At 39.6% G+C, this 22,932-nt stretch carries 22 protein-coding genes; 10 read left to right on the plus strand and 12 right to left on the minus strand.

Annotated elements, in window-relative coordinates; all coding sequences use genetic code 11:
* The first annotated feature begins 9 nt into the window (after positions 1-9).
* The 4 genes from leuC (at position 10) to leuB (ending at position 3,910) form a co-directional block, all read left to right on the plus strand.
* Positions 10-1,428, plus strand: a complete 1,419-nt coding sequence (gene leuC / locus JGE69_RS12930) for a 3-isopropylmalate dehydratase large subunit (RefSeq protein ID WP_017482005.1) — start codon at positions 10-12, stop codon at positions 1,426-1,428.
* Between the two features lie 18 nt (positions 1,429-1,446).
* Positions 1,447-2,094: a 3-isopropylmalate dehydratase small subunit gene (gene leuD, locus JGE69_RS12935; protein ID WP_002114814.1), complete on the plus strand. Its 648-nt coding sequence runs from the start codon at positions 1,447-1,449 to the stop codon at positions 2,092-2,094.
* A 112-nt stretch (positions 2,095-2,206) separates the two neighbouring features.
* Positions 2,207-2,791: a hypothetical protein gene (locus JGE69_RS12940; RefSeq protein ID WP_069122096.1), complete on the plus strand. Its 585-nt coding sequence runs from the start codon at positions 2,207-2,209 to the stop codon at positions 2,789-2,791.
* Between the two features lie 39 nt (positions 2,792-2,830).
* The gene (leuB, locus tag JGE69_RS12945) at positions 2,831-3,910 is read left to right on the plus strand and encodes a 3-isopropylmalate dehydrogenase (RefSeq protein WP_002114882.1); all 1,080 of its coding nucleotides are present in this window, start codon (positions 2,831-2,833) and stop codon (positions 3,908-3,910) included.
* A gap of 52 nt (positions 3,911-3,962) precedes the next feature.
* Here leuB and JGE69_RS12950 read toward each other — a convergent pair whose 3' ends face one another.
* Positions 3,963-4,370 (minus strand): hypothetical protein, encoded by a 408-nt coding sequence (locus tag JGE69_RS12950; protein WP_032042092.1) that lies wholly within the window; start codon positions 4,368-4,370, stop codon positions 3,963-3,965.
* 170 nt (positions 4,371-4,540) lie between these two features.
* Between JGE69_RS12950 and JGE69_RS12955 the strand changes: the two genes are divergently transcribed.
* Positions 4,541-4,915, plus strand: coding sequence for a lysozyme inhibitor LprI family protein (locus JGE69_RS12955; protein WP_081325624.1), 375 nt, complete (start codon positions 4,541-4,543; stop codon positions 4,913-4,915).
* A gap of 51 nt (positions 4,916-4,966) precedes the next feature.
* Here the strand turns inward: JGE69_RS12955 and infA are convergent, their stop codons facing one another.
* On the minus strand, positions 4,967-5,188 hold the full coding sequence (infA, locus tag JGE69_RS12960) for a translation initiation factor IF-1 (RefSeq protein WP_001284370.1): 222 nt from the start codon (positions 5,186-5,188) through the stop codon (positions 4,967-4,969).
* Positions 5,189-5,451: 263 nt separating this feature from the next.
* On the opposite strand from infA, the gene JGE69_RS12965 reads away from it, so the two are divergent.
* Positions 5,452-6,462 (plus strand): AraC family transcriptional regulator, encoded by a 1,011-nt coding sequence (locus tag JGE69_RS12965; RefSeq protein ID WP_005066032.1) that lies wholly within the window; start codon positions 5,452-5,454, stop codon positions 6,460-6,462.
* Positions 6,463-6,755: 293 nt separating this feature from the next.
* On the opposite strand, the gene truA is transcribed toward JGE69_RS12965, so the two are convergent.
* From truA to asd, 5 genes are all read right to left on the minus strand, one after another.
* Positions 6,756-7,553, minus strand: coding sequence for a tRNA pseudouridine(38-40) synthase TruA (gene truA / locus JGE69_RS12970; RefSeq protein ID WP_005066033.1), 798 nt, complete (start codon positions 7,551-7,553; stop codon positions 6,756-6,758).
* A 20-nt stretch (positions 7,554-7,573) separates the two neighbouring features.
* Positions 7,574-8,539: an asparaginase gene (locus tag JGE69_RS12975; RefSeq protein WP_063098051.1), complete on the minus strand. Its 966-nt coding sequence runs from the start codon at positions 8,537-8,539 to the stop codon at positions 7,574-7,576.
* A gap of 58 nt (positions 8,540-8,597) precedes the next feature.
* A complete protein-coding gene (locus tag JGE69_RS12980; protein ID WP_199113706.1) occupies positions 8,598-9,887 on the minus strand; it encodes a hypothetical protein in 1,290 nt (429 codons plus the stop codon).
* 59 nt (positions 9,888-9,946) lie between these two features.
* Entirely contained in the window at positions 9,947-11,296 is a 1,350-nt protein-coding gene (locus JGE69_RS12985; RefSeq protein WP_063098053.1) for a FimV family protein, read from the minus strand.
* Positions 11,297-11,444: 148 nt separating this feature from the next.
* Positions 11,445-12,563: an aspartate-semialdehyde dehydrogenase gene (gene asd, locus JGE69_RS12990; protein WP_004794839.1), complete on the minus strand. Its 1,119-nt coding sequence runs from the start codon at positions 12,561-12,563 to the stop codon at positions 11,445-11,447.
* A 187-nt stretch (positions 12,564-12,750) separates the two neighbouring features.
* Between asd and JGE69_RS12995 the strand changes: the two genes are divergently transcribed.
* Positions 12,751-13,860, plus strand: coding sequence for an endonuclease/exonuclease/phosphatase family protein (locus JGE69_RS12995; protein WP_069036467.1), 1,110 nt, complete (start codon positions 12,751-12,753; stop codon positions 13,858-13,860).
* A gap of 698 nt (positions 13,861-14,558) precedes the next feature.
* Entirely contained in the window at positions 14,559-15,845 is a 1,287-nt protein-coding gene (gene gltP, locus JGE69_RS13000) for a glutamate/aspartate:proton symporter GltP (protein ID WP_069036466.1), read from the plus strand.
* Positions 15,846-15,900: 55 nt separating this feature from the next.
* Here the strand turns inward: gltP and JGE69_RS13005 are convergent, their stop codons facing one another.
* The 4 genes from JGE69_RS13005 to JGE69_RS13020 form a co-directional block, all read right to left on the minus strand.
* A complete protein-coding gene (locus tag JGE69_RS13005; RefSeq protein WP_069122090.1) occupies positions 15,901-17,001 on the minus strand; it encodes a glycosyltransferase family 4 protein in 1,101 nt (366 codons plus the stop codon).
* Between the two features lie 231 nt (positions 17,002-17,232).
* Positions 17,233-18,168 carry a lauroyl acyltransferase gene (locus JGE69_RS13010; RefSeq protein WP_199113704.1) on the minus strand — a complete coding sequence of 312 codons (936 nt, stop codon included), beginning with the start codon at positions 18,166-18,168 and terminating at the stop codon, positions 17,233-17,235.
* A 110-nt stretch (positions 18,169-18,278) separates the two neighbouring features.
* Positions 18,279-18,911: a LysE family translocator gene (locus JGE69_RS13015; protein ID WP_032054347.1), complete on the minus strand. Its 633-nt coding sequence runs from the start codon at positions 18,909-18,911 to the stop codon at positions 18,279-18,281.
* A 225-nt stretch (positions 18,912-19,136) separates the two neighbouring features.
* On the minus strand, positions 19,137-21,047 hold the full coding sequence (locus JGE69_RS13020) for an ATP-binding cassette domain-containing protein (RefSeq protein WP_086393939.1): 1,911 nt from the start codon (positions 21,045-21,047) through the stop codon (positions 19,137-19,139).
* Between the two features lie 32 nt (positions 21,048-21,079).
* On the opposite strand from JGE69_RS13020, the gene JGE69_RS13025 reads away from it, so the two are divergent.
* Complete coding sequence (locus tag JGE69_RS13025) at positions 21,080-21,325, plus strand: SlyX family protein (protein WP_002115104.1); 246 nt, start codon at positions 21,080-21,082, stop codon at positions 21,323-21,325.
* Positions 21,326-21,379: 54 nt separating this feature from the next.
* Here JGE69_RS13025 and JGE69_RS13030 read toward each other — a convergent pair whose 3' ends face one another.
* Positions 21,380-22,390, minus strand: coding sequence for a zinc-binding alcohol dehydrogenase family protein (locus JGE69_RS13030; protein ID WP_086393938.1), 1,011 nt, complete (start codon positions 22,388-22,390; stop codon positions 21,380-21,382).
* A gap of 99 nt (positions 22,391-22,489) precedes the next feature.
* On the opposite strand from JGE69_RS13030, the gene JGE69_RS13035 reads away from it, so the two are divergent.
* Positions 22,490-22,867 (plus strand): winged helix-turn-helix transcriptional regulator, encoded by a 378-nt coding sequence (locus JGE69_RS13035; protein ID WP_199113702.1) that lies wholly within the window; start codon positions 22,490-22,492, stop codon positions 22,865-22,867.
* Positions 22,868-22,932 lie beyond the last annotated feature (65 nt).

Genomic DNA, 22,932 nt, shown 5'->3' on the forward strand with positions numbered 1-22,932 from the left:
CAAGACGACATGGCAGGCAAAACTTTATATGACAAATTGTGGGATGACCACGTTGTTTCACAGCGTGATGATGGCTCATGTTTACTATACATTGACCGTCATTTATTGCATGAAGTGACAAGTCCACAAGCATTTGAAGGTTTGCAACTTGCGGATCGTCAACCATGGCGTTTAAGTGCAAACGTTGCTACACCGGACCACAATGTTCCAACGTCTAAAAAGGAACGTGACCAAGGCATCGCTGGTATTGAAGATGATACATCTCGTATTCAAGTTCAAACCTTAGATGACAACTGTAAAGCCTTTAATATTGTTGAATTTAGTATTAATGATATTCGTCAGGGTATTGTGCATGTGGTTGGACCTGAACAGGGCTTAACTTTACCGGGCATGACGGTGGTATGTGGTGACTCACATACAGCGACTCACGGTGCTTTTGGTTGCTTGGCGCATGGTATTGGGACATCTGAAGTTGAACATGTGTTAGCAACACAATGCTTGATTCAAAAAAAATCTAAAAACATGTTAGTTCGTGTAGATGGCGTATTGGGTAAAGGCGTAACACCAAAAGATGTGGTGTTGGCCATTATCGGTAAAATTGGTACCGCTGGTGGTACGGGCTATGCAATCGAATTCGGTGGTCAGGTTTTCCGTGATATGTCGATTGAAGGACGTATGACGGTCTGTAACATGGCGATTGAAGCAGGTGCGCGTGTCGGTATGGTGGCTGTTGATGACAAGACCATTGAATATGTGAAAGGCCGTAGTTACGCACCAAAAGGCGAGCAATGGGATCAAGCAGTTGCTTACTGGAACACATTGCATTCAGACGAAGATGCTGTGTTTGATGCTGTAGTTGAGTTAAATGGCGCAGAAATTGAACCACAAGTATCTTGGGGAACTTCACCAGAAATGGTTATTCCAGTTACTGAAGCTGTGCCAACTTTAGAACAAGCGAAAGATGACGTACAACGTAATGATTGGACACGTGCTTATCAATATATGGGTTTAAATGCAGGTCAGGCATTAGCTGATATTCAGCTTGATCGTGTCTTTATTGGTTCTTGTACTAACTCTCGTATTGAAGATATTCGTGCTGCGGCTGAGGTGGTTAAGGGCCGTAAAGTGGCATCTACCATTAAGCAAGCTATGATTGTTCCGGGGTCTGGTTTAGTTAAACAACAAGCTGAAAAAGAAGGCTTGGATAAAATCTTCTTGGAAGCTGGCTTTGAATGGCGTGAGCCGGGTTGTTCAATGTGTCTAGCAATGAATGCAGACAAGTTACAACCAGGTGAACACTGTGCATCGACGTCTAATCGTAACTTTGAAGGCCGTCAAGGCAATGGTGGTCGTACTCACTTGGTGAGCCCGGCAATGGCGGCAGCGGCTGCAATCGCTGGTCACTTCGTTGATGTTCGTTCATTTTAATTCGGTCTGGAGCAAACCATGAAAGCTTATACAGTTGAACAAGGTATCGTTGCACCATTAGATCGTGCCAATGTTGATACAGATTTAATTATTCCAAAACAGTTTTTAAAGTCGATTAAGCGTACTGGTTTTGGCGACAACTTATTTGATGAACTTCGTTATTTAGATGAAGGTTATCCAGGGCAAGACAATTCAGTACGTCCAAAAAATCCGGATTTCGTTTTAAACCAGCCTCGTTATCAAGGAGCAACAGTTTTAATTGCTCGTACTAACTTTGGTTGTGGTTCAAGCCGTGAGCATGCGCCTTGGGCATTAAATGAATATGGATTCCGTACCGTTATTGCACCTAGCTTTGCTGATATTTTCTTTAATAACTGTTTCAAAAATGGCATGTTACCTGTCATTTTGCCAGAAGAAACAGTTGAGCAGTTATTTAAAGAATGTGCTGCTAATGAGGGATATCAATTAACAATTGATTTAGCAGCTCAAGAAGTACGTACTCCAACAGGTGAAGCATTTAAATTTGAAGTTGATCCGTTTCGTAAGCACTGCTTGTTAAATGGATTGGATGATATTGGTTTAACTCTTCAAAATGCGGACGCAATTCGCGCTTATGAAGAAAAAACTAAACAAGTTCGTCCTTGGGTATTCCAAGAGTTGAATTAACCTTTCGGTACATTTTAAACATAGCCATGGCGTAGCGTTCAAACTCTTGCTAACATGCTAAAGCATAAAAACACCTTAGAATTATGCACTAGATGAGGATTGGGCTTGAACAATGAAGAGGAACGTTACTCATAGCTTTTTGTTGAGCCTGTGCGCAATAACACTCAGTGCTTGTCAAAGCACTTACAATGTAGTGGATACTGTCCGCATTAAGCAGGCTGAACAAGAAAATTTGGGGCAGAATGCAGCAATATATTGTTCGGGCGCGAAGAGTTGTGAATTTGAACGACTAAATGATATTACTGTAGTGGATGCGCAAACACGAAGAATTAGTAATCAGGCAATTCATCAAGGGATTGTGAGATTACAAGGTTCAGTGCTTAGCCAAACTAACCGCTTATATTTATCTGTGCCTGCTAAACAATATGAAGTGGTGATCCGTTTCTATCCGATCTCTCCAGATCGTGCAGAAACATTTCATGTGATTCACCAGTTTAATGCTAACCATCGCTATACATTTAAAATGTACCGGGACAAATCTAACCGTTCGGGTAGTTTGCTGAATGTTTCTGTACCAGATCCATTATGTGTCGATTTAGAACAAGATGGGCATGTCATTCGCCGTTTTTGTCGACCATTTGATGTTACAACAGGACTAGGTGAATTCCTTGAGCAGAAAAAACTAACACCGCGGTAGTTGTAGCACTGCTTGTCTTTGGAAAATGGAAAAAAGTTCATGTCTAAACAGATTTTAATTTTAGCTGGTGATGGTATTGGTCCTGAAATTGTTGGGGCAGCAGAAAAAGTATTAAATACAGTAAATGAAAAATTTAATTTATCGTTAACTTGGGAACATGGCTTATTAGGCGGCGCGGCAATTGATGCGCATGGTGAACCGTACCCAGCAGTAACAAGTGAACAAGCAAAAAAAGCTGATGCAATTTTATTAGGTGCGGTAGGCGGACCAAAATGGGATACCATTGAGCGTTCTATTCGCCCTGAACGTGGTCTTTTAAAAATTCGTAGTGAACTTAACTTGTTTGCTAACTTGCGCCCAGCGATTTTATATCCGCAATTAGCAGATGCTTCGAGCTTAAAGCCTGAAATTGTTGCTGGCTTAGATATTTTAATTGTTCGTGAATTGACTGGCGGTATCTATTTCGGTCAGCCACGTGGTATCCGTGAACTCGAAAACGGTGAAAAGCAAGGTTATAACACCGACGTTTATTCTGAAAGCGAAATTAAGCGTATTGCAAAAGTAGCTTTTGAACTTGCAGGCTTACGTGGTGGAAAGGTTTGTTCTGTAGATAAAGCTAACGTTTTGGAAGTTACAGAGCTTTGGAAACAAACAGTCACTGATTTACAGCAAGCAAATTATTCAAATATTCAGCTTTCACATATGTATGTTGATAACGCTGCTATGCAACTTGTACGTGCGCCGAAGCAGTTCGACGTGATCGTAACTGGTAACTTGTTTGGTGACATTTTATCTGATGAAGCAGCAATGCTTACAGGTTCAATCGGCATGTTGCCATCGGCTTCGTTAGATGAAAATGGCAAAGGTATGTATGAGCCTTGCCATGGTTCTGCACCTGATATCGCGGGTCAAAATGTGGCAAACCCATTAGCAACTATTCTTTCAGTTGCAATGATGCTTCGTTATACCTTCCGTGAAGAAGCTGCTGCAAAAGCAATTGAAGATGCAGTAGGTCAAGTGCTTGATCAAGGTTTGCGTACAGCAGATATTATGTCTGAAGGTATGACAAAAGTAGGTACGGCTGAAATGGGTGAGGCTGTTGTAGCTGCTCTTGCTTAAAAGCTTATTATAAAAAAACGCAGCGTTGAGCTGCGTTTTTTATATCTATGTTTTAACAGGCTTTACCCTCATATTGAATGGACTCGGCAATATCATTTTTAAGCTGGAAAATCACTTTGCAATTGAAATTAATATCATAAGAATTGCCGCTCAGATTTCCTGATTGGACAGGAATAGAGCTTCCTCTCATATCAACATTACTAACCATCGGAATTGGAATGCTTAAAGGACGCAAAATCGTATAGATGAGCTGATTGGATGTTTTTTGCGGTGTATTGGCGACTTGAAAACCAAGACTACGTAGATTGATATCTTGTTGAATGGTCGCTGATGATTTACCTAGAAAGCCTTTTAAATATTCCTGTAAATCTACGGATTGACGTGGGTGGCTAGCACAACCGTTAAGAAAAATAATGATGAAAGATAATAAGCCAATTTGGCAGCGGGTATATATGCTCATTTTTCTCACTATATGAAATTATATTTATTATTAAAGAACAATAGGTTGTATTTACAAGCTTGTAAAGCAAAAAAGGAGGATTAAGATAAATGGAGAATAAGTTTATTTAGAGATTCATACTAATATTCAAAAGGCTTTATAATTATTTTGTAAAAAACTTAAGGAAAAACATGATGAAAAAAATATTTTTTGCATTTTTATGCAGCTTTGGCGTGACTTCAGTCTATGCAGATAACTGTGATAGTGCCCGCAATACTTATGATGATATTTACTGTACAAATAAAATTTATGCGAGTGCTGATGCCGATCTGAATAAGAATTATCAAGCACTGCGAGTAAAGTTAAACACCGCGCAGAAAAATATTCTTAAGAAATCTCAGCTTGCATGGATACGTCAACGTGATGCCGAGTGTACAGATTTAAATAGGAATAGTGTAGACGTGCAATGTCGTTTACAGACAACGCAAGAAAGAAACCATTGGCTGCAAGAAAGATTGCGTGAATGCCAAACGGTGGGATGTAAAACCAGTCGCTTAAGTGAATAAATAACGCAATAAAAAAGCCACATCATAAAGTGGCTTTTTTGCATTCACTAATTAGCGAGCACGGTACGTAATACGACCTTTAGTTAAGTCATATGGAGTCATTTCGACTTTTACACTGTCACCAGTAAGAATACGAATATAGTGTTTACGCATTTTACCAGAAATGTGTGCAATAACTTCGTGACCGTTTTCAAGACGTACACGGAACATCGTATTAGGAAGCGTTTCGGTGACAACGCCTTCGAACTCAATGAGTTCCTCTTTATTGGCCATAGCCTACCTGATGATCAAATTGGAAAGGCGCAAATTATAGTCAATTTTTTTAAAAAAAACAAGATAGACACACTTCTGCTAAAGCATCTGGTTAAAGTATGACTAATAAAAAAAGATGTAATTTTTTTCACAAAAGAAGTGTAATTCTGTTGTCAGTTTGGTCAATCAACGCTAATCTAAAATCATAGTTATTAGGGACTGTTCATTGCATAAAGGTCAACAGCCCTAAATATCAATGAAGTATCTACATGGAAGGGCACTGCGTGGGTCAGCTAACAGATGCATCAGTTGTATTACGCTTTGGCTACCAAGCGATTCGTCGTGCGGGTTTGCCAACAGAAGAAATATTAACCAAAGCGGGAGTTGCTTTAAATCAGGTCGATACCAATGCACGTACACCGTTAAGTGCACAGTACGCCTTTTGGACTGCCGCTCAGGAAGTCAGTAAAGATCCAGACATCGGTCTGCATTTAGGTGAACATTTGCCTTTGTATCGAGGGCAGGTGATTGAACATCTATTTATTAGTAGTGAAACCTTTGGTGAAGGCTTAAAACGAGCCTTAGCTTATCAACGACTGATTAGTGACGCATTTGATGCAAAACTAGTCGTTGAAGAAGGGCGTTGTTATTTAACCAATGGTGAACAAATTGGTGCTGACAATCTCGTCAATCGTCATTTCTCTGAATGTGCGATTTCGGGCGTGCTTAGATTTTTTAAGTTCATTACTGAAGGACAATTTCATCCTATCTTCATCGATTTTAATTTTAGCGAAGGAGCTTCTGAGGATGAATATTTCCGTGTATTTGGCTGCCCAGTTAGCTTAGGTCAGAAAGAGACACGTTTATATTTTGACCCAGCTATTTTAGATTTTCAGCTTTGGCAGGCAGAGCCTGAGTTACTTCAATTGCATGAACAATTGGCGATTGAAAAGTTACAAGAACTCGCCCGTTATGATTTAGTGGGTGAGGTTCGTCGTGCGATTGGTTCGACACTTGAAAGTGGAGAAACAACTTTAGAGACGGTTGCTGCTCAGTTGAATATTACGCCGCGTCGTTTACGTACTCAGCTCAGTGAGGCAAATACCAGTTTTCAACAAATACTTTCTGACTATCGTTGTCGTTTGGCTAAAAAGCTTCTGGCAAATACCAATGAGAGTGTTGAACGTATTGTGTATTTAACTGGTTTCTCCGAACCAAGTACGTTCTATCGTGCATTTAAGCGTTGGACGAATGAAACACCTGTTGAATACCGTAAGCGTAAACAACACCGATAATTTATTCTATGTCATGACATAGTCGTGCCATTGAGGCTTTAATAATTGGATTGGCTTTCAGCTAGAGTTACTTTTCTTTCGGGATGAAGAGCGCAAGCTCTGCAAGAGCAAAAGCTTGTGACATGGTAAAGAATAATCATTCTTACCGTGTCACAAGATGAAAAATGTATTGAACTACGCACCTCGTTTGTCTTGCACTGCAGTTAAAGTATACTTTAACCTTGTTCAGGTTGCGTATGACTTTCTCGCGTATCTTATTTAATGCTTAATTTGGATACTGAGTTTTAAATGTTTTAATCTGGTAAGTTTAGCCAATGTGGCCCAAGTGGTGGCTGCGGCAAATCAAACTGCTCAGGATAATTACACTGAATAAAATAAAGGCCATCGGGTGGGGCGGTTACCCCAGCTGCCTTACGATCCTGCGCCGCAAACATTGCATCGATATGATCAATCTCATACATACCTTGACCAATTTCGAGTAAGCAACCAACAATATTGCGCACCATATGGTGTAAAAAACCATCTGCTTGAATATCTAAAACTAAATAGCGTCCATGTTCAAATAGAAGGCAATGCGTTACATGTCGTACAGGCTTATTGGACTGGCATGCTGCTGCGCGGAAAGTTTCAAAGTTATGCGTTCCTTCGAACTTACTAGCAGCTTTAATCATCTTTTGCACATCTAGCTTTTGGTAAATGTGCGTAACTTGCTTATGTAATAGTGCTGGGCGATGAGGTGCGTTATAGATGATATAACGGTAACGTCGAGCAGTCGCTTTAAAGCGGGCATGAAAATTTTCATCCATCAGTTTAATCCACTGAATGGAAATATCTTTAGGTAGTTGGCTATTTGCCCCTCTTAACCACCCCGTTTCTGGACGAATAGCGTTCGTGTCGAAGTGTGCTACCATATTTGTTGCATGTACTCCCGCATCAGTACGACCCGCACCGTGAAGTGCAATGGGCTCATCTGCAATTTTACTCAGTACACGCTCGATCGTTTCCTGAACGCTGGCAACGCCTGGCTGTTGTGTTTGCCAACCTCGGTATTGAACTCCGCTAAATTCAATACCGACCGCATAACGTTGCATAGCTTTACCTCTATTTAATGCTAATTTTCATTCCAATGGCTGAGCCATTGTTCTGGGGTTGAATATTTTAAATAGATTTGAAGTGCTTTTGCATAGAGATCTGCATGGCTATGTGCATCACTGATGACAATTTTTGCAGTTTTGGCCCAGGCGCTAATTGCATAACGTTGATCAATACCACCGAATGTCACCTGAGTGGTAAGAATCGGAACACAGCCACGTGCGTAAAGCTCATCTAATGTTGCGAGTAATTCTTGGTTTACTGCAATATTACCAGTACCAAAGCCTTGTAACACTAAAAAGTGCGGTGGGGCTGAAAGTAAGTGACGTAATTGCTGTACTAAGTGCTGTGTTGCAATGGGTTGCATCATCCAGTTTAAAATCTGGAAAGAAGCAGCTCGTTCAATTTGGACATCTTGTACGATCAATTCATTTTGCTGAGGCGTAAACTCAGCTTCACTACTTAACCCTGAAAATGCATCGAGTTCAGTCGTATGCGTTTTTAATGCAGTTTGCGCGTGGAACACTTGATGGTGGAATGCAAGATAAGCACCCACAGGTAAAGCAATCACTTGTTCTAATGCAAGATATAAGTTCTCAATTGCATCAGTAAATTCACGGGTGTTATCGCCTTGAATATTCAGTAACGGGTATTGGCTACCGGTAATCACAATATGACAGCTTTGGCCTAAAAAGCGGGCTAGGGTTGCGGCCGCGTAACTGAGCGTGTCTGTACCATGAATAACAACGAAATGCTGATAACCTTCAAGTTGTAGTTGTTGTATGCGTTGAATCAGGCGTAACCAGTCAGGTGCCGTACATGCACTGCTATCAACAATATTGGGTGCAGCAAAGCAGTCAACTGTTAAGTGTGGGGGAATCACTTTTTCAAGTTGAGGCAAGAATTGCTCATAAGGCATAGGAGCTAGAGGTTCACCAATGCAACCAAAAGTACCACCCATATAAAATAAGGCTATTTTTTTCATATTTTTGCAGGCATAAAAAAGCAGTCATCTCTGACTGCTTATGGTAAATCGAACAGTTCTAAGAAGCTATGCGATTAAGTAAGTTTTTCGCGCGTTGTTGTTGTTCTGTGTTGAATTTTCGCTCATTGCTTGCCAATAAGGCTTGAGCTGCTGGGTAGGCTCCTAACTTGATGTATTGCTCAGCTAGTTTTAAATCAAGTTCATTTTCATCTAATTGTTTTAATTCTGGAAAAGCTTCTACAAGAGGATCTTTGGTTTGATCTGGGGTAGTTTCTTCGCCTACTAAGTCTACAAGGTTTTGAGTTTCAATCTCTGGTGCTGTAACTAATGCAGGCTCGTCTAGCGAAAACTCAATAGGTGCTATTGAATTCGACTCTAATGGAGCTTGTTCTACGAGTTGAAGTTCATCTAATGATGAGATCTGTTCATTAGATTTTACCTCTGGATTTTCATGAGTTAACTCAAGATTAAAATCCAAAGCATTGGTGTTCTCTTGAGCTGCTGGTACTGCTACTGTCTGGTTTTTTTTCTCAGATTCATGCAAAGGCGCTAAATCAAAAGAAAACTCTAAGTCAGCTAGCTCATTTGCTTCTTGAGATGATGATACTTCTAATACTTGCTGAGGTGCTGATACTTCTGGTTCATGTACAGGTTGGCTGGTATTTTCTGTAGCCGCAGTTTTTTCGAATGAAAAATTGAATTCTAAAGGTTCAACTTCAACAGCGGGTTCTTGTTTTACAGGGGTATAGTCTTGCTGTAAATCATCAAAAGAAGTTTCAGAAGAACTTATTGTTAATTGGTCAAACTGAGCTGTTGCATCAGATGTATTTTGGAGCTCTTGGTATGTTTGAGCTTGAGGAAAATCGATCGCATCTGATTGTCTTGATGATTCATATTCTTTTTGTCTAGCTTCTGCTTGAATGGCTATTTCATTGAGCGCTAAGCTACGAATATGGCTAATCAGTTGAGTTATTGCAAACTCATCTTTTTGTGCAATATGAATGTCAAGAAGTAATAAATATAATTCGTGTTGGGTATTATCTTTCTTTAGCGCCTGATTGATTTGAGCTTCAGCGGCTGAAAATTGTTTTTCTTTAATAAGTAGCTGAATTTTTTGACGAACAGCTTCAAGGACAGGACTGCTTTGTGGAAGAGCAGGAGCGACGTCTTCTACTACAATCGCTTTACTTTTTTCGCGCGAGGTTTTACTCGATTTGGCACTTGCTTTTTTGCCCGATTTTTTACTTATACTTTTTGGGGAGGTGGTCTCTTGTTTTTGGCTATTCTCGCGCTTTTTTAAAACAACGGCGACCACGAGTAATATGATAAACGGAATCACATATAACATTACTTTCCCCTTAAAAAATAAAATTTTGCAATGTAAAGCGGGCTAACTCTGGTTTTAACTTAATGTTTTTGCTTGTGAGTTTGTTGCTGTGCTTTTAACTGCTGTTGTAACTCTGCCAAACGAGCATTCAAAAGTTGAATACGTTGGTCTTTTAAACGTAAAGTTTGGTCTAATTTGGTCACATTCCTTTGTAATGTAACGGTTTTTTCTCTTGTTGTCATAACTTTTACTGCTAACTCAGTATTGTTTTGACCTTGTTGTGTGCTCTTTTTAGCACTTCCATGCGTAGAATTTTGACTGTTTTCAGCCACAATACTCATTTCGGCTTGTTGTAAACGGTATTTTGCTTTGCCAGAAGTTGATTTTGCAGTATGTGCGATATCTGTTTTTGACTTGTTTTGCTGAGGTTTAGCAGCAGGAGAGTGAGCTAGGTTAAGTGCGATTCCCTGACGCAAACGATTTACATCACCTTGAATAAAAGCATGTCGGTTTTGTGTTTGAATATCATGCATGACTTTCGCAACAGGTTGTTTTGTTTTTGCTGCAATACGATTAGCAATGCTCCATAAAGACTCATTTCGCTGTACCACATATTTACCTGATGTTGCTGGTCCTTTGTAGGAACTTAACGATTGTTTCTTCGCAGGATTTTGGTTGAGCGTTTTTTGAGGTGCAGATTTCTTTTTTGCTGTTAGATTCTTGACCGGAGTTTTTGGTGAATTGTTTGTAGCAGTCTTCGCACTGGTTGGTTTAATTTCTGTCTGATCTGAAGTAGTAGCTGTTGTAACTTGTTGAGTAACCTGAGTAGAAGGATTTGCACTAAGTGTATTGGATGAGTTTGTATTTACAGCTGGAGCAGTTCCAGAGTTAATATTAAGACTGTGTTCACCATTCGAATTATTTGTAGTTGAGACCGAAGTTGGTGATGCATATCGAGTACTTTCTGGCAGATTTAGAGCAATGTCTTTTTCATTGACAATAAACTGAGGTGACAAAGTACTTTCGTTATTTTCAGTCTTTTTTATAGAAGAAGGCTTAATTACGGTTTTGATATGCTGCAACCGTGTGGCAGAACCTTCACTAATTTTTACTACAATATTTAGTTCAGGATCAATCACAGGGCGAGATGAGGTAATCACAATAACCCCTGAGCCTTGACCGTTTTGGCGTGTATAAAAATTAAGATTTCCGGGCGGCTGATGAGTTACGCCTAACGCGCTTAAATCTTCAGGAGTCGCTAGACTGACTTGTAGATTAGCGTTGGGGTCAGCTTGTTGGAAATTCATTTCGGCATATAACAAATCGCCAGGTGCGGACTGAATTTGTATAGGGTCTAATGTAATCGCATAAAGAGAAGGCGAAGACATAATGGTGAAAATGGCAATTTTTAATTTGTTATAAACAGTCATCTCAATCCATGACCTAATAAGTCGTAAAGTCGTTCAAAATTATACAATAATGAAATGTAAATAAATTGTAAAATTTTTACAAACCAGTTACGAAAAAGCCGATCTAATGTGATCGGCTTTTCGTTTTGACTGAATAATTCAGACCAAATTATGAGCTTTTGTATTCTACTAAGATACGTAACATGCGACGTAAAGGTTCAGCAGCACCCCAAAGTAACTGATCACCTACTGTGAATGCACCTAAATATTCTTTACCCATATTAAGTTTGCGCAAACGGCCAACAGGTACAGTTAAGGTACCAGTTACAGCCACAGGTGTAAGGTCAGTCATAGATGCTTCACGAGTGTTCGGTACAACTTTCGCCCATTGGTTTGAAGTACGAATCATATCTTCGATTTCATCAAGCGGAACATCTTTTTTCAACTTGATTGTCAGTGCTTGAGAGTGGCAACGCATCGCGCCAATACGGACACAGTGGCCATCGATCGGAACAATTTGTGAATTACCCAAGATCTTGTTGGTTTCAACCTGACCTTTCCACTCTTCTTTTGACTGACCGCTTTCAAGTTGCTTATCAATATAAGGAATCAACGATCCAGCTAATGGCACACCAAAGTTAGCAGAAGGGAAACCTTCACCACGTTGTAACTCAGCAACTTGACGATCAATATCCAAAATTGCAGATTTAGGGTCATCTAACAATGTTTTGGTATTGTTATATAAGTAGCCCATACCAGTAATTAGCTCACGCATGTTTTGTGCGCCGGCGCCTGATGCTGCTTGATAAGTCATAGCAGTCATCCACTCCACCAAATTATTTTGGAAAAGTGAACCTACACCCATCAACATAAGTGATACTGTACAGTTACCACCTACGAAAGTTTTGGTGCCGTTAACCAATCCGTCTTTGATGACGTTAAGGTTTACTGGGTCAAGAACGATGATTGCATCATCTGACATACGTAAAGTTGAAGCTGCGTCAATCCAGTAGCCATCCCAACCAGTCGCTTTTAACTGTGGGAAAACTTCAGACGTATAGTCACCACCTTGACAGGTAATAATGACATCCATTTGCTTCAGACTATTAATGTCTGTAGCTTCCATAAGTGCTGGGGCAGTCTTACCACCAAATGAAGGAGCTTCACCACCTGCATTACTGGTAGAGAAATAAAATGGCTCAATATGAGCAAAATCATTCTCTTCAACCATACGTTGCATAAGGACGGAACCGACCATCCCGCGCCAACCGACCAGACCTACTTTCATGTCATTTTGCCTCGGTGCGTTAAAATTGTTAGGGGGAGTTGAGTGTATCAAAAGTGTCCACAACTGCAAGCGTTACAGAAACAAAACACCATCTTTATTGAGTAGAATATCTTGTTTATGTTACATACAAAATTGATAAAGATGACAAAAACTTTAAAAAACAAATCATCTTAAAAGAGAAAATTCAATGATTTATATCGAAGTTCTAGCTGGTCTGGTGATTTGGTTAAGTTTCTGGTCACTTATTCCCCGCGATGAGTGGTGGTTTCGTGGTGCCGACTTCCCTCGGTTGCAGATTCTATTTGTTGGTCTTTTAGCTTTTATAGGAATGCTGTTTTGGCCCGCTGAATGGAATCTCTGGCGTGAAGTCGTGCTGGCTGCGCTCATTGCTGCCATTGCCTATCAGCTTAAAATGATTTTGCCCTATACTTTGTTTTGGAAAAAACAGGTTAAACAGGTTAAGACATCTCAATTAGATCCACAAAAGCAGATTTCCTTAATTGTATCGAATGTGCTCACTCCTAATGATAAGTATCATTTATTGCTTGAACAGATCAGGACATTAAAACCAGATTTGCTGCTTACATTGGAAAGCGATACGACATGGGAAAATGCTTTAAGAGAGATTGAAAGTGACTATCCTTATCGCGTTCCTGTACCCTTAGATAACCTCTACGGCATGCATTTATATAGCCGTCTACCTTTATCAAATACTGAAGTTAAATTTATTCTCAGTGATGAAATTCCCTCTATTCATACCACTGTGACTTTACGATCTGGTATGCCAGTTCAACTCTATTGTTTGCATCCTAAGCCACCTAGTCCAACTGAGGCGAAGGATTCGACTTTACGCGATGCTGAACTTTTAATTGTGGGCGACCAAATTAAAGATCTAGATGAAAGCTGTATTGTGATGGGTGATTTAAACGATGTAGCGTGGTCACGTACTACACGATTATTTCAACGAATTAGTGGATTGCTTGACCCGCGTGTTGGGCGACATTTTATTAATACTTTTCATGCGGACTATCCATTGTTGCGTTGGTCTTTAGACCATATTTTCCATAGTACCGATTTCGGTTTGGTGAAGATGCAGCGTTTACCTCATGTTGGATCTGATCATTTTCCTGTCTATGTAGTTTTGCAGACTGGTCGAATATTTGAGCATATTCAAGAGGAACTAGAACAAACTCAAGATGATGAAGAAGAGGCGCAAAGAGCTATCCAAGAAGGAATTGCAAAGGCTGAAGCTGAAGAAAAAGTAGTAACTGATAAAATTGCACAGCCTTATAAATAAAAAGAATATAAAAAGTGATGTAAGCAATATCGTACAAAGATTTGAGTCTAGGGCGAATAGGCAGAGGGTTATAAAAACCTTATTCTACATTCATCGGCACACGGAACCGGGAATGGATAGTCCCAAGTAAGGATACACAAAGCTGATATGGAATAGCATCACGGATCAGATGTTGGAACGGAAACGATAAAAATAACTATTAACCTGAAAGCACAACCTCATTTACCCGAGTTTTGCAGGATGCAGAACTCGGGTTGATATTTTTATATACCTTATTTAATTCTATGTAAATAAAACAAATATTTTTAAGCTCATCTTAATTTTTAAATCTATTTAACAATAGGTAAATACCTATATGTTTTCATATAAATCTGAGCAATTTTTAATGAAAAAAGATACAAAATTTTTTTTTATTAAGTTTTTGTTTTTATAGATTATTAATGAATAAATATAGGCTTTGTTTTATTTAAAGATAAATTGGGGTTGTTTAATTAATAAATCTCAATAGAATGTGCCGATCGTTGACATGTTGGATCGTCAACAGGCATTGTTTTTTACTTCGCCGGATCGGCGGGTTGTGATTTGTTTGTACATTTAAATTTCTGTTTGGGAATTAGTGTGCATGTTGAGGTTTCACTCTTAGTTAGTGGTCTTCTCCCTCTCATATTTGATACTTTGCGGTGCATAAGGATTGTCTTATGAAGAATTTTAAATTTAGCCTTGCTTGGCAAATTTTAATTGCTTTAATCCTAGGGATAGTTGTCGGGGCTGTTTTACATAACCAGCCTGAAATCAAAGACAGTATTGTGAATAATGTTCTTACACCAATGGGTAAGATATTTATTAGCCTGATTAAAATGATTGTTATTCCAATCGTTTTCTCTACCTTGATTTTAGGTATTGCAGGTGTTGGCAGTACGAAAAGTTTAGGGCGACTTGGTTTTAAAACCATTCTCTATTTTGAAATTATTACGACTATTGCTATTTTAGTTGGCTTGGTTGCGGCAAATATTTTCCAACCAGGTGCTGGTGTAGATAAAGCGATGTTAGTGACGACTGATATTTCGCAATATCAGCATACAGCTCAAGAAGTTGGTTCTCAGTCACATGGATTGGTACAGACAATTTTGTCCATGATTCCAACCAATATTGTTAACTCTATGGCACACGGCGAAATGTTGCCTGTGATTTTCTTTGCTGTGTTGTTTGGTATTGGTCTGTCTTCATTGCCAGCAACCACTAAAGACCCATTGTTAAATGTTTTTCATGCAGTTTCAGAAACGATGTTCCGCGTAACGCACATCATCATGAAATATGCACCTGTGGGTGTGTTTGGTTTAATCGCAGTGACTGTTGCTAACTTTGGTTTTACTTCACTCATTCCATTAGCTAAATTGGTAGTGTTGGTTTATGCCGCTATCTTTTTCTTTGCTTTTGTGGTTTTGGGTATTACCGCAAAAATGTTTGGAATCAACATCTTTATCTTGTTTAAGATTTTAAAAGATGAATTGATTTTAGCATTCTCAACAGCAAGCTCGGAAACGGTTTTACCACGTATTATGCAAAAAATGGAAGCTTACGGTGCGCCAAAAGCAATTTCCAGCTTTGTGATTCCAACAGGTTATTCATTTAACCTTGATGGTTCTACACTTTACCAAAGTATCGCAGCAATTTTTATTGCACAGCTTTATGGTATAGATATGTCGATCGGTCAACAGGTAATCTTGGTTATTACTTTGATGATTACTTCTAAAGGTATTGCTGGTGTTCCTGGCGTATCATTTGTTGTCCTATTAGCAACTTTACATACTGTTGGTATCCCGCTTGAAGGCTTAGCATTTATTGCTGGTGTTGACCGTATTATGGATATGGCTCGTACTGCGTTGAACGTTGTTGGTAACGCACTTGCTGTACTTGTAATCAGTAAATGGGAAAAACAATACGACTCTGAAAAAGCTGCCGCTTATGAAGCAACATTTAAATAAGATAGCTTTCTTTTAGTTGTAAAAAACCCGCGAATATCGCGGGTTTTTTATTGGGTTATTTCAAAACGCGTTGGTAAAGTTCTATTGTTTGATCACACATATCTTTTAAGCTAAACATAGTGACAGGAGCAACGATTTGAGGTTGTTCAATATGCTTTTTCACAGTCTCGATTAATGCTTTTTCATTTTCTGCTTCAACAAGACCTTGTGGGTATACATTCGATAAAATCTCGGCAACACCGCCACGGTTCCAGCCAATGACTGGCGTACCCACTGAAAGCGCTTCTAAAGCTGTTCTACCGAATGTTTCGGCTTGATTGGATAGAGACAGCACAATATCGCTAAAAGCGAGCCATTCCCGAATATCTGAGCGATGGCCTACGAAGGTAATTTTATCTGCGAGCCCTTTGCTTTGGATAGTGCTTTGTAGTTCGTTTAAGTAAGCTTGCTTTTTGGCATCAGCCCCACCGACAACAACTGCATGTAGCTGAGGATATTGCGTCTGAAGTTGCTGCATCAGTTCAATTAAACTTTCATGCCCTTTTAAACGAGTAATACGGCCAGGCAGGCAGAGCAGAAATTTATTCTCCAGTTCTGGGAAATCATGAAAAACCTGATTAAACCATTGTGCTGAAGGTTGGTAGTTATGTGGAAAGGCTGTCGGGTCAATGCCACGGTAAATACGGACAATATCTTGCGGTGGACAGTTTTTATAATGGTCAGTGATGTACTTAACCACACTGTCAGAAACAGCAATGACTTTTTCAGCTTGAGTCATAATCGCACTATAACGATTAACTGAATAAAAGCCATGCACTGTGCTAATGAGGTGAGGGCGTTTGTTTGTAGGTATTTTTCTCAAAGCGAAGTGAGTAAGCCAAGCTGGTACACGAGAGCGCACATGAACAATATCAGGTTGATGCTGTTCAATCAGCTGGCGTAAAGGACGGATTTGCCACAGGCTTGAAAGTGATTTTTTATGAATAGGCAGCGTTAAGTGAGTAGAACCTTCAGCTTCGAGTTGGGACACTAGTCGGCCACCATTTGAAACAACCAAAGATTGATGGCCCTGTGTAACAAGTGCGCGTGCAATTTCTAGTGTGCCGCGTTCTACGCCACCGCTATTAAGTTCTGGGAGAAGTTGCATCACTTTCATTGTTTTTGCCTTTAGGTTGTAGCAAAGTGGGGGCTTGCGGTTTATTCATTCAATAGGTGGAGTTTACTCTTTACTTTTGTTTTGGCAAAAGTAACAAAACCATTTGTTGGACTAACGACACATCCCTGATGTCGTAGTCCAACAGGCGACATCCATGTCGCCTTCGCACGATAGTACATACTGGAGTTTATTTAGATATTTATAACTATGGTGCGGTAATTATTGAAGGTTTCAGTAAATCTCTTCATATCCCTCAGGACGTGTCTTAAATCGGCGGTGGAACCACATATATTGAGTTGGTGCGATACGAAGCTGATTTTCAATAATTTTATTAACTCGAGTTGCATCATCGACTTCATCTTCACTTGGCATATTTTCGACCGCAGGTTCAATCAAAATATGATATTTAGGATCTTGTACATCACCATGACGGTAAAAATATAAAGGAACGGCAACCGCTTTTGAGATTTTTAATAAACGACGGTGAGCAGTTACTGTAGCCGCTGGTACGCCAAAGAATGGTGCCATAACGCCTTGCTTGAGTCCGAAGTCTTGATCGGGGCTATACCAAATGGCATCACCATCTTTAAGGTGACGAATTAAACCACGCATATCATCATGGTCGATTTGTGCTTTATAAATGGTGCCACGGCAACGATAAATCAGCATATCGAGCAATGGGTTATTTTGAGGTCGATAGACAACATCTGGTTCAAAATACTGAGCACAAACATAGCCGCCAGCATCAAGAAGCGTGCTGTGAGTACCCAATAATAAAACGCCTTTGCCCTGAGCTTGAGCATTGGTAATATATTCTAAGCCCTCAATGGTGACACGGTTTTTAAACCAGTAAGGCTTATACCATGCGTTTAATGTCTCAAAAATACCAAGCATCATATCTACAAAAACTTGCTTAGCTTGTTGCTGTACTTTTTCGGCTGACCATTCAGGAAAGCAAACTTCTAAATTACGAATAGTCGTTTTTCGGCGAGATTTTAAATATTTCCAAGCCAGATTTGCTAAGCCATGAGCCAGACGCCACTGAATTGCCCACGGCAAAATAGCCAAAAGCATTAAAAAAACAATGGCAATCCAAATACCCCAATATTTAGGCAATAAAAAGGACCATTGAAATTCACCGGGCGTATAAGTCTGCTTTTGGCTCATAACGATATAAAGAATTCAAAATTAAAACTGGCAAAAGTGTATCACGAACTGAATTTATCGTCGTAATACACTGTTGAATTGAGCGGTTAAGATGAGGAAGTAAAACGCGGTTATCGACGATTTTCTAAAAGAATGCGAACAGCAAGACCAGCTAACACCGTTCCCATAAGCCAGCGTTGTATATTTGCCCAAAGAGGCTTTTGTTGAAGAAAAAGGGCAATGCTACCCGCGGAAAGTACAATCAGCGCATTTACCGAGACGCTAACAAAAATTTGAATAGTACCGAGCTGAATGGATTGCCATAAAATACTGCCTTGTTGTGGGTGAATAAACTGTGGCAATAACGATAAATACATAATCGCAATTTTAGGATTAAGTAGATTTGTAGCGAAACCCATTAAAAATAGTTTAGCTGGAGAGTCTACTGATAATTGTTTTACATCAAAAATAGGGGATGCATTAGGTCGTAGTGCTTTCCATGCTAGCCAGAGTAAATAAATTGCCCCTGCAATACGGATGGTGTCATAAGCATAAGGAACTGCAACAATAAGTGCTGTAATCCCGAAAGAAGCACAAAGCATATAAAATACGAAGCCAACGCCAACACCAGCGAGTGAAATAAATCCTGCCGTTTTTCCTTGGCAAATTGAACGAGAAATAAGGTAAATCATGTTTGGGCCAGGGGTGAGTACCATCGCCAAACAGATTAATCCGAATGCTAAAATTTGAGAAAGATCTAGCATGAAAAATACTCGAATATTATTATATTGGTAGATATAACATAATTATTTTTATAAGTCTTATATTCAATTAGAGCTATATTTTAAACTATTAAGGCTGGCTACATTTAATCACTCATCATGTATTTTTCATAGATTTTTAGCTTTCAAATTTATAGATATTCTATAAAAAGCCCCCTTAATTTAAGGAGGCTTTTTTGTTATTTAAATTGTAGGAAAGAACACAAATTAATTTCCTTTACTCATTTGTTCAAGTTCATCCCAACGTTCTAATTTTTCAAGTAATACCTCTTCAATTTCTGCGAGACGCTGACTTGCTTTAGTTGCTTCATCGGCATTACTGACAAACCATGAACCATCTGCCAACTTGTCAGAAAGTTCTGCTTGTTCAACTTCCAATTTCTCGATTTCGGCAGGAAGTTGCTCAAGTTCACGTTGGTCTTTATAACTCAGTTTGACCTTTTTAACGTTACTTTGTGCAGCGGCTTTTTCAGCTTCGGCTTTTGCCTGAGCTTTTTTAACATCAGACTTTTGGTCTACGACTTTATCATCTGGTCGTTGCTGTAAATAGTCTTGGTAGCCACCAATATACTCTGCAATATTGCCTTTACCATCAAAGACCCAAGTCGATGTTACGACGTTGTCCATAAATGCACGGTCATGCGAAATGAGTAACAAGGTTCCCTTATATTCAGAAAGCATCTCTTCAAGAAGCTCAAGAGTCACCATATCCAAGTCATTGGTTGGTTCGTCCATCACAATTAGGTTCGATGGTTTAAGCAATAATTTAGCAAGCAAAATACGGTTACGCTCACCGCCAGAAAGGGCTTTTACTGGTGTACGTGCACGTTCAGGTGAGAACAAGAAATCTTGTAAATAGCTATAGATATGACGACGGTTACCATTTACATCAACAAAGTCAGAACCTTCTGAAACGTTTGCCATCACTGTCTTTTCAAGGTCTAAGGCATTACGTAATTGATCAAAATAAGCAACTTCTAACTGTGTACCTGTCTTAACAGAACCACCGTGCTCAATTTCACCTAAAATGGCTTTAATTAACGTTGTTTTACCAACACCGTTATCGCCGACTAGGCCAATACGGTCGCCACGCATGACTAGCGTAGAGAAGTCTTTGATAAGCGGTTTATCATCATAAGATACACTTAGGTGTTCAATATCAAATACTAATTTACCAGAGCGATTTGCTTCTTGAGTCGCCATGCTCACTTTGCCCTGTTGTGAACGGCGAGCTTTCGATTCTTCACGTAAAGCTTTTAAGGCGCGCACACGGCCTTCGTTACGCGTACGACGAGCTTTAATCCCTTGGCGAATCCAAGCCTCTTCTTCAGCTAATTTTTTATCAAATAAAGCATTTTGTTTCTCTTCTGCTTCCATTTGCTGAGCTTTAAGCTCTAAATAGCGTGAATAGTTGCCTTCGTAGCCGCGTAAAATGCCGCGATCAAGTTCAACAATTCGAGTCGCAATGCTATCTACAAAAGAACGGTCATGCGAAATAAATAGAAGCGTTAAATTATTTTGATCGAGTAGGAATTTTTCTAACCATTCAATACTTTCAACATCTAAATGGTTCGTAGGTTCGTCTAGAAGTAATACGTCTGGTTGTGTTAAAAGAGCACGTGCGAGTAAGACACGGCGTTTACGTCCACCTGACAGGTCTGCCAAGTCTGCATTTGGATCAAGCCCCATTTTACTTAAAAGAGCATTTACCTTATTTTCTAATGCCCAACCATCTAGTTGGTCTAGCTTATGCTGAAGGTTACCCATGCGATCACAGGCTTCCATATCTCCCAGCATACAAGCATCGGTCGCTTCATGATAAGCTCTGAGTACTTCAGAAGCTTCTCCTGCACCATCTGCCACAATGTCAGCTACTTTGCCAGAGTCCATTGGAACATCTTGGGCTAACATTGAAACAGTTAAGCCATTTTGAATAGAAACTTCACCAGAATCCGGTAATAGGCTTCCCTCGATCAGTTTAAGTAAAGTAGACTTACCCTCACCATTACGACCAATTAAACAGACTCGTTCGCCACGTTCTAGATTAAAGTTCGCGCCATCGAGCAGGGCAGGTCCGCCAAAAGCAAGTTGGACATCCCTTAGGGTAATATAGGCCATAATGTTTTCCAGAATCTCAAATGAGGATTTAAATGACTAAACCACCATATCATGATGATCAAGCGTCATTTTCCGCACCCATTGAAGATTTGCAAGTGCGAATTACATTTTTGGATGATTTAGTTGAACAATTAAATCAACAACTCGCTATTCAAACTCAAGAAATAGCTGATTTGAAAAAACAAATGCAATTTCTTTATCAACGTGTGGAATCGTCGGATTTATCAGAAGGCATTGCACCTTTTGATCCATTAACGAATAAACCTCCCCACTATTAATAAAAAGGCAAGTTCGATACTTGCCTTTTTATTTGGGAATATTTTCAATTTTGTTTAAAAACCTTGTAAGACGATCTTTCCTTTTGTTGTCCCACTTTCAATTTGCTGATGAACTCGTTTTAAATTTTCAGCATTAATTGGACTTATAACTTCAGTCACAGTTGTTTTGATTTTTCCTTCATCAACCAGCTTGCTGACTTCATTTAATAGTTCACTTTGTTTTGCCATATCTTCGGTCTGGAACATTGAACGTGTAAACATAAATTCCCAATGCACTGATACAGACTTGGTTTTAAACGGTTTGATATCTAACTGTTCAGGATCATCAATGAGTCCAAAACGGCCTTGCGGTGCAATCAACTCTACAATATCTGCTAAATGCTGATCTGTTTGAGTAGTTGAGAACACATATAAAGGTGCAGTTAAACCTAATTGCTTGATTTGGGCTGCTAAAGGTTGACGATGATCTAACACATAATCTGCTCCAAGTTGCTTAACCCAGTCTTGAGTTTCTGCTCGTGAAGCTGTTGCAATAATTGTTAGGTTAGTCAGCTGTTTAAGAAGTTGAATAGTGATTGAACCTACACCGCCAGCTCCACCAATCACTAATATTGTTGTGTTTTCTGGCGCTTTCTTTGGAACTTGTAGACGATCAAATAACATCTCCCAAGCCGTGATTGCAGTTAAAGGAAGAGCTGCAGCCTCGGTTGCTTCTAAAGTTTTTGGTTTATGGCCAACGATGCGTTCATCAACGAGTTGTAATTCGCGATTACTACCTTGACGATTAAGAGCTCCTGCATACCAAACGATATCGCCAATCTTAAATTGAGTAACTTTATCTCCAATCGCTTCAACGATACCTACTGCGTCCCAGCCAAGCGTTTTCCACTGATTATTCTCAGGGTTTACATTCTTTCGAATTTTAGTATCTACCGGATTTACTGAGACAGCTTGTACACGAACAAGTAAATCGTGTCCTTCAGCAATAGGTGCATCGAGTTCAATATCAACGAGTGCTTCTGGCGATGTAATGGGACCAGCTTTTTGATATGCCACAGCTTTCATAATTATCATTCCTCTTGTTGAGAGTTTGATCATAACGTAAGCTTAAAATAGGTGACTACAGACAAATAACGCTCATAGTGTCAAAAAGGATACTGTAAAATGGCAAAAGCAAGACACTCAAGTTTTGATTGCTCTCCGGGTTGTTCAGTGGAGGCAGCGATTAGCTTGATTGATGGGAAATGGAAATGCGTCATTCTTTGGCATTTATTTAATGAAGGCACCTTGAGGTTTAACGAAATTCGAAAGCGTGTTCCGAGTATTACCCAAAGAATGCTGACAAATCAGCTACGTGAATTGGAACAAGATGGAATTATTCATCGGGAAGTCTATCCTCAGGTACCACCTAAAGTAGAATACTGCCTGACTGATTTGGGGCAAAGTCTTGAAAAAATTCTGTTTGCTTTAAAACAGTGGGGGGATGCTCATATTGACCAATTTGGGAAGCTGACACTTGTTAATCGCCATCCGAATCCTTAATGATATTTGTGTCAGCTCATCGCAATTTGCACTGTGAAGTCTGATTATTTTGAAGCGTGCCCCTG

The sequence above is a fragment of the Acinetobacter sp. C13 genome (genome assembly GCF_016809775.1).
GTDB classification, from domain to species: domain Bacteria; phylum Pseudomonadota; class Gammaproteobacteria; order Pseudomonadales; family Moraxellaceae; genus Acinetobacter; species Acinetobacter pittii.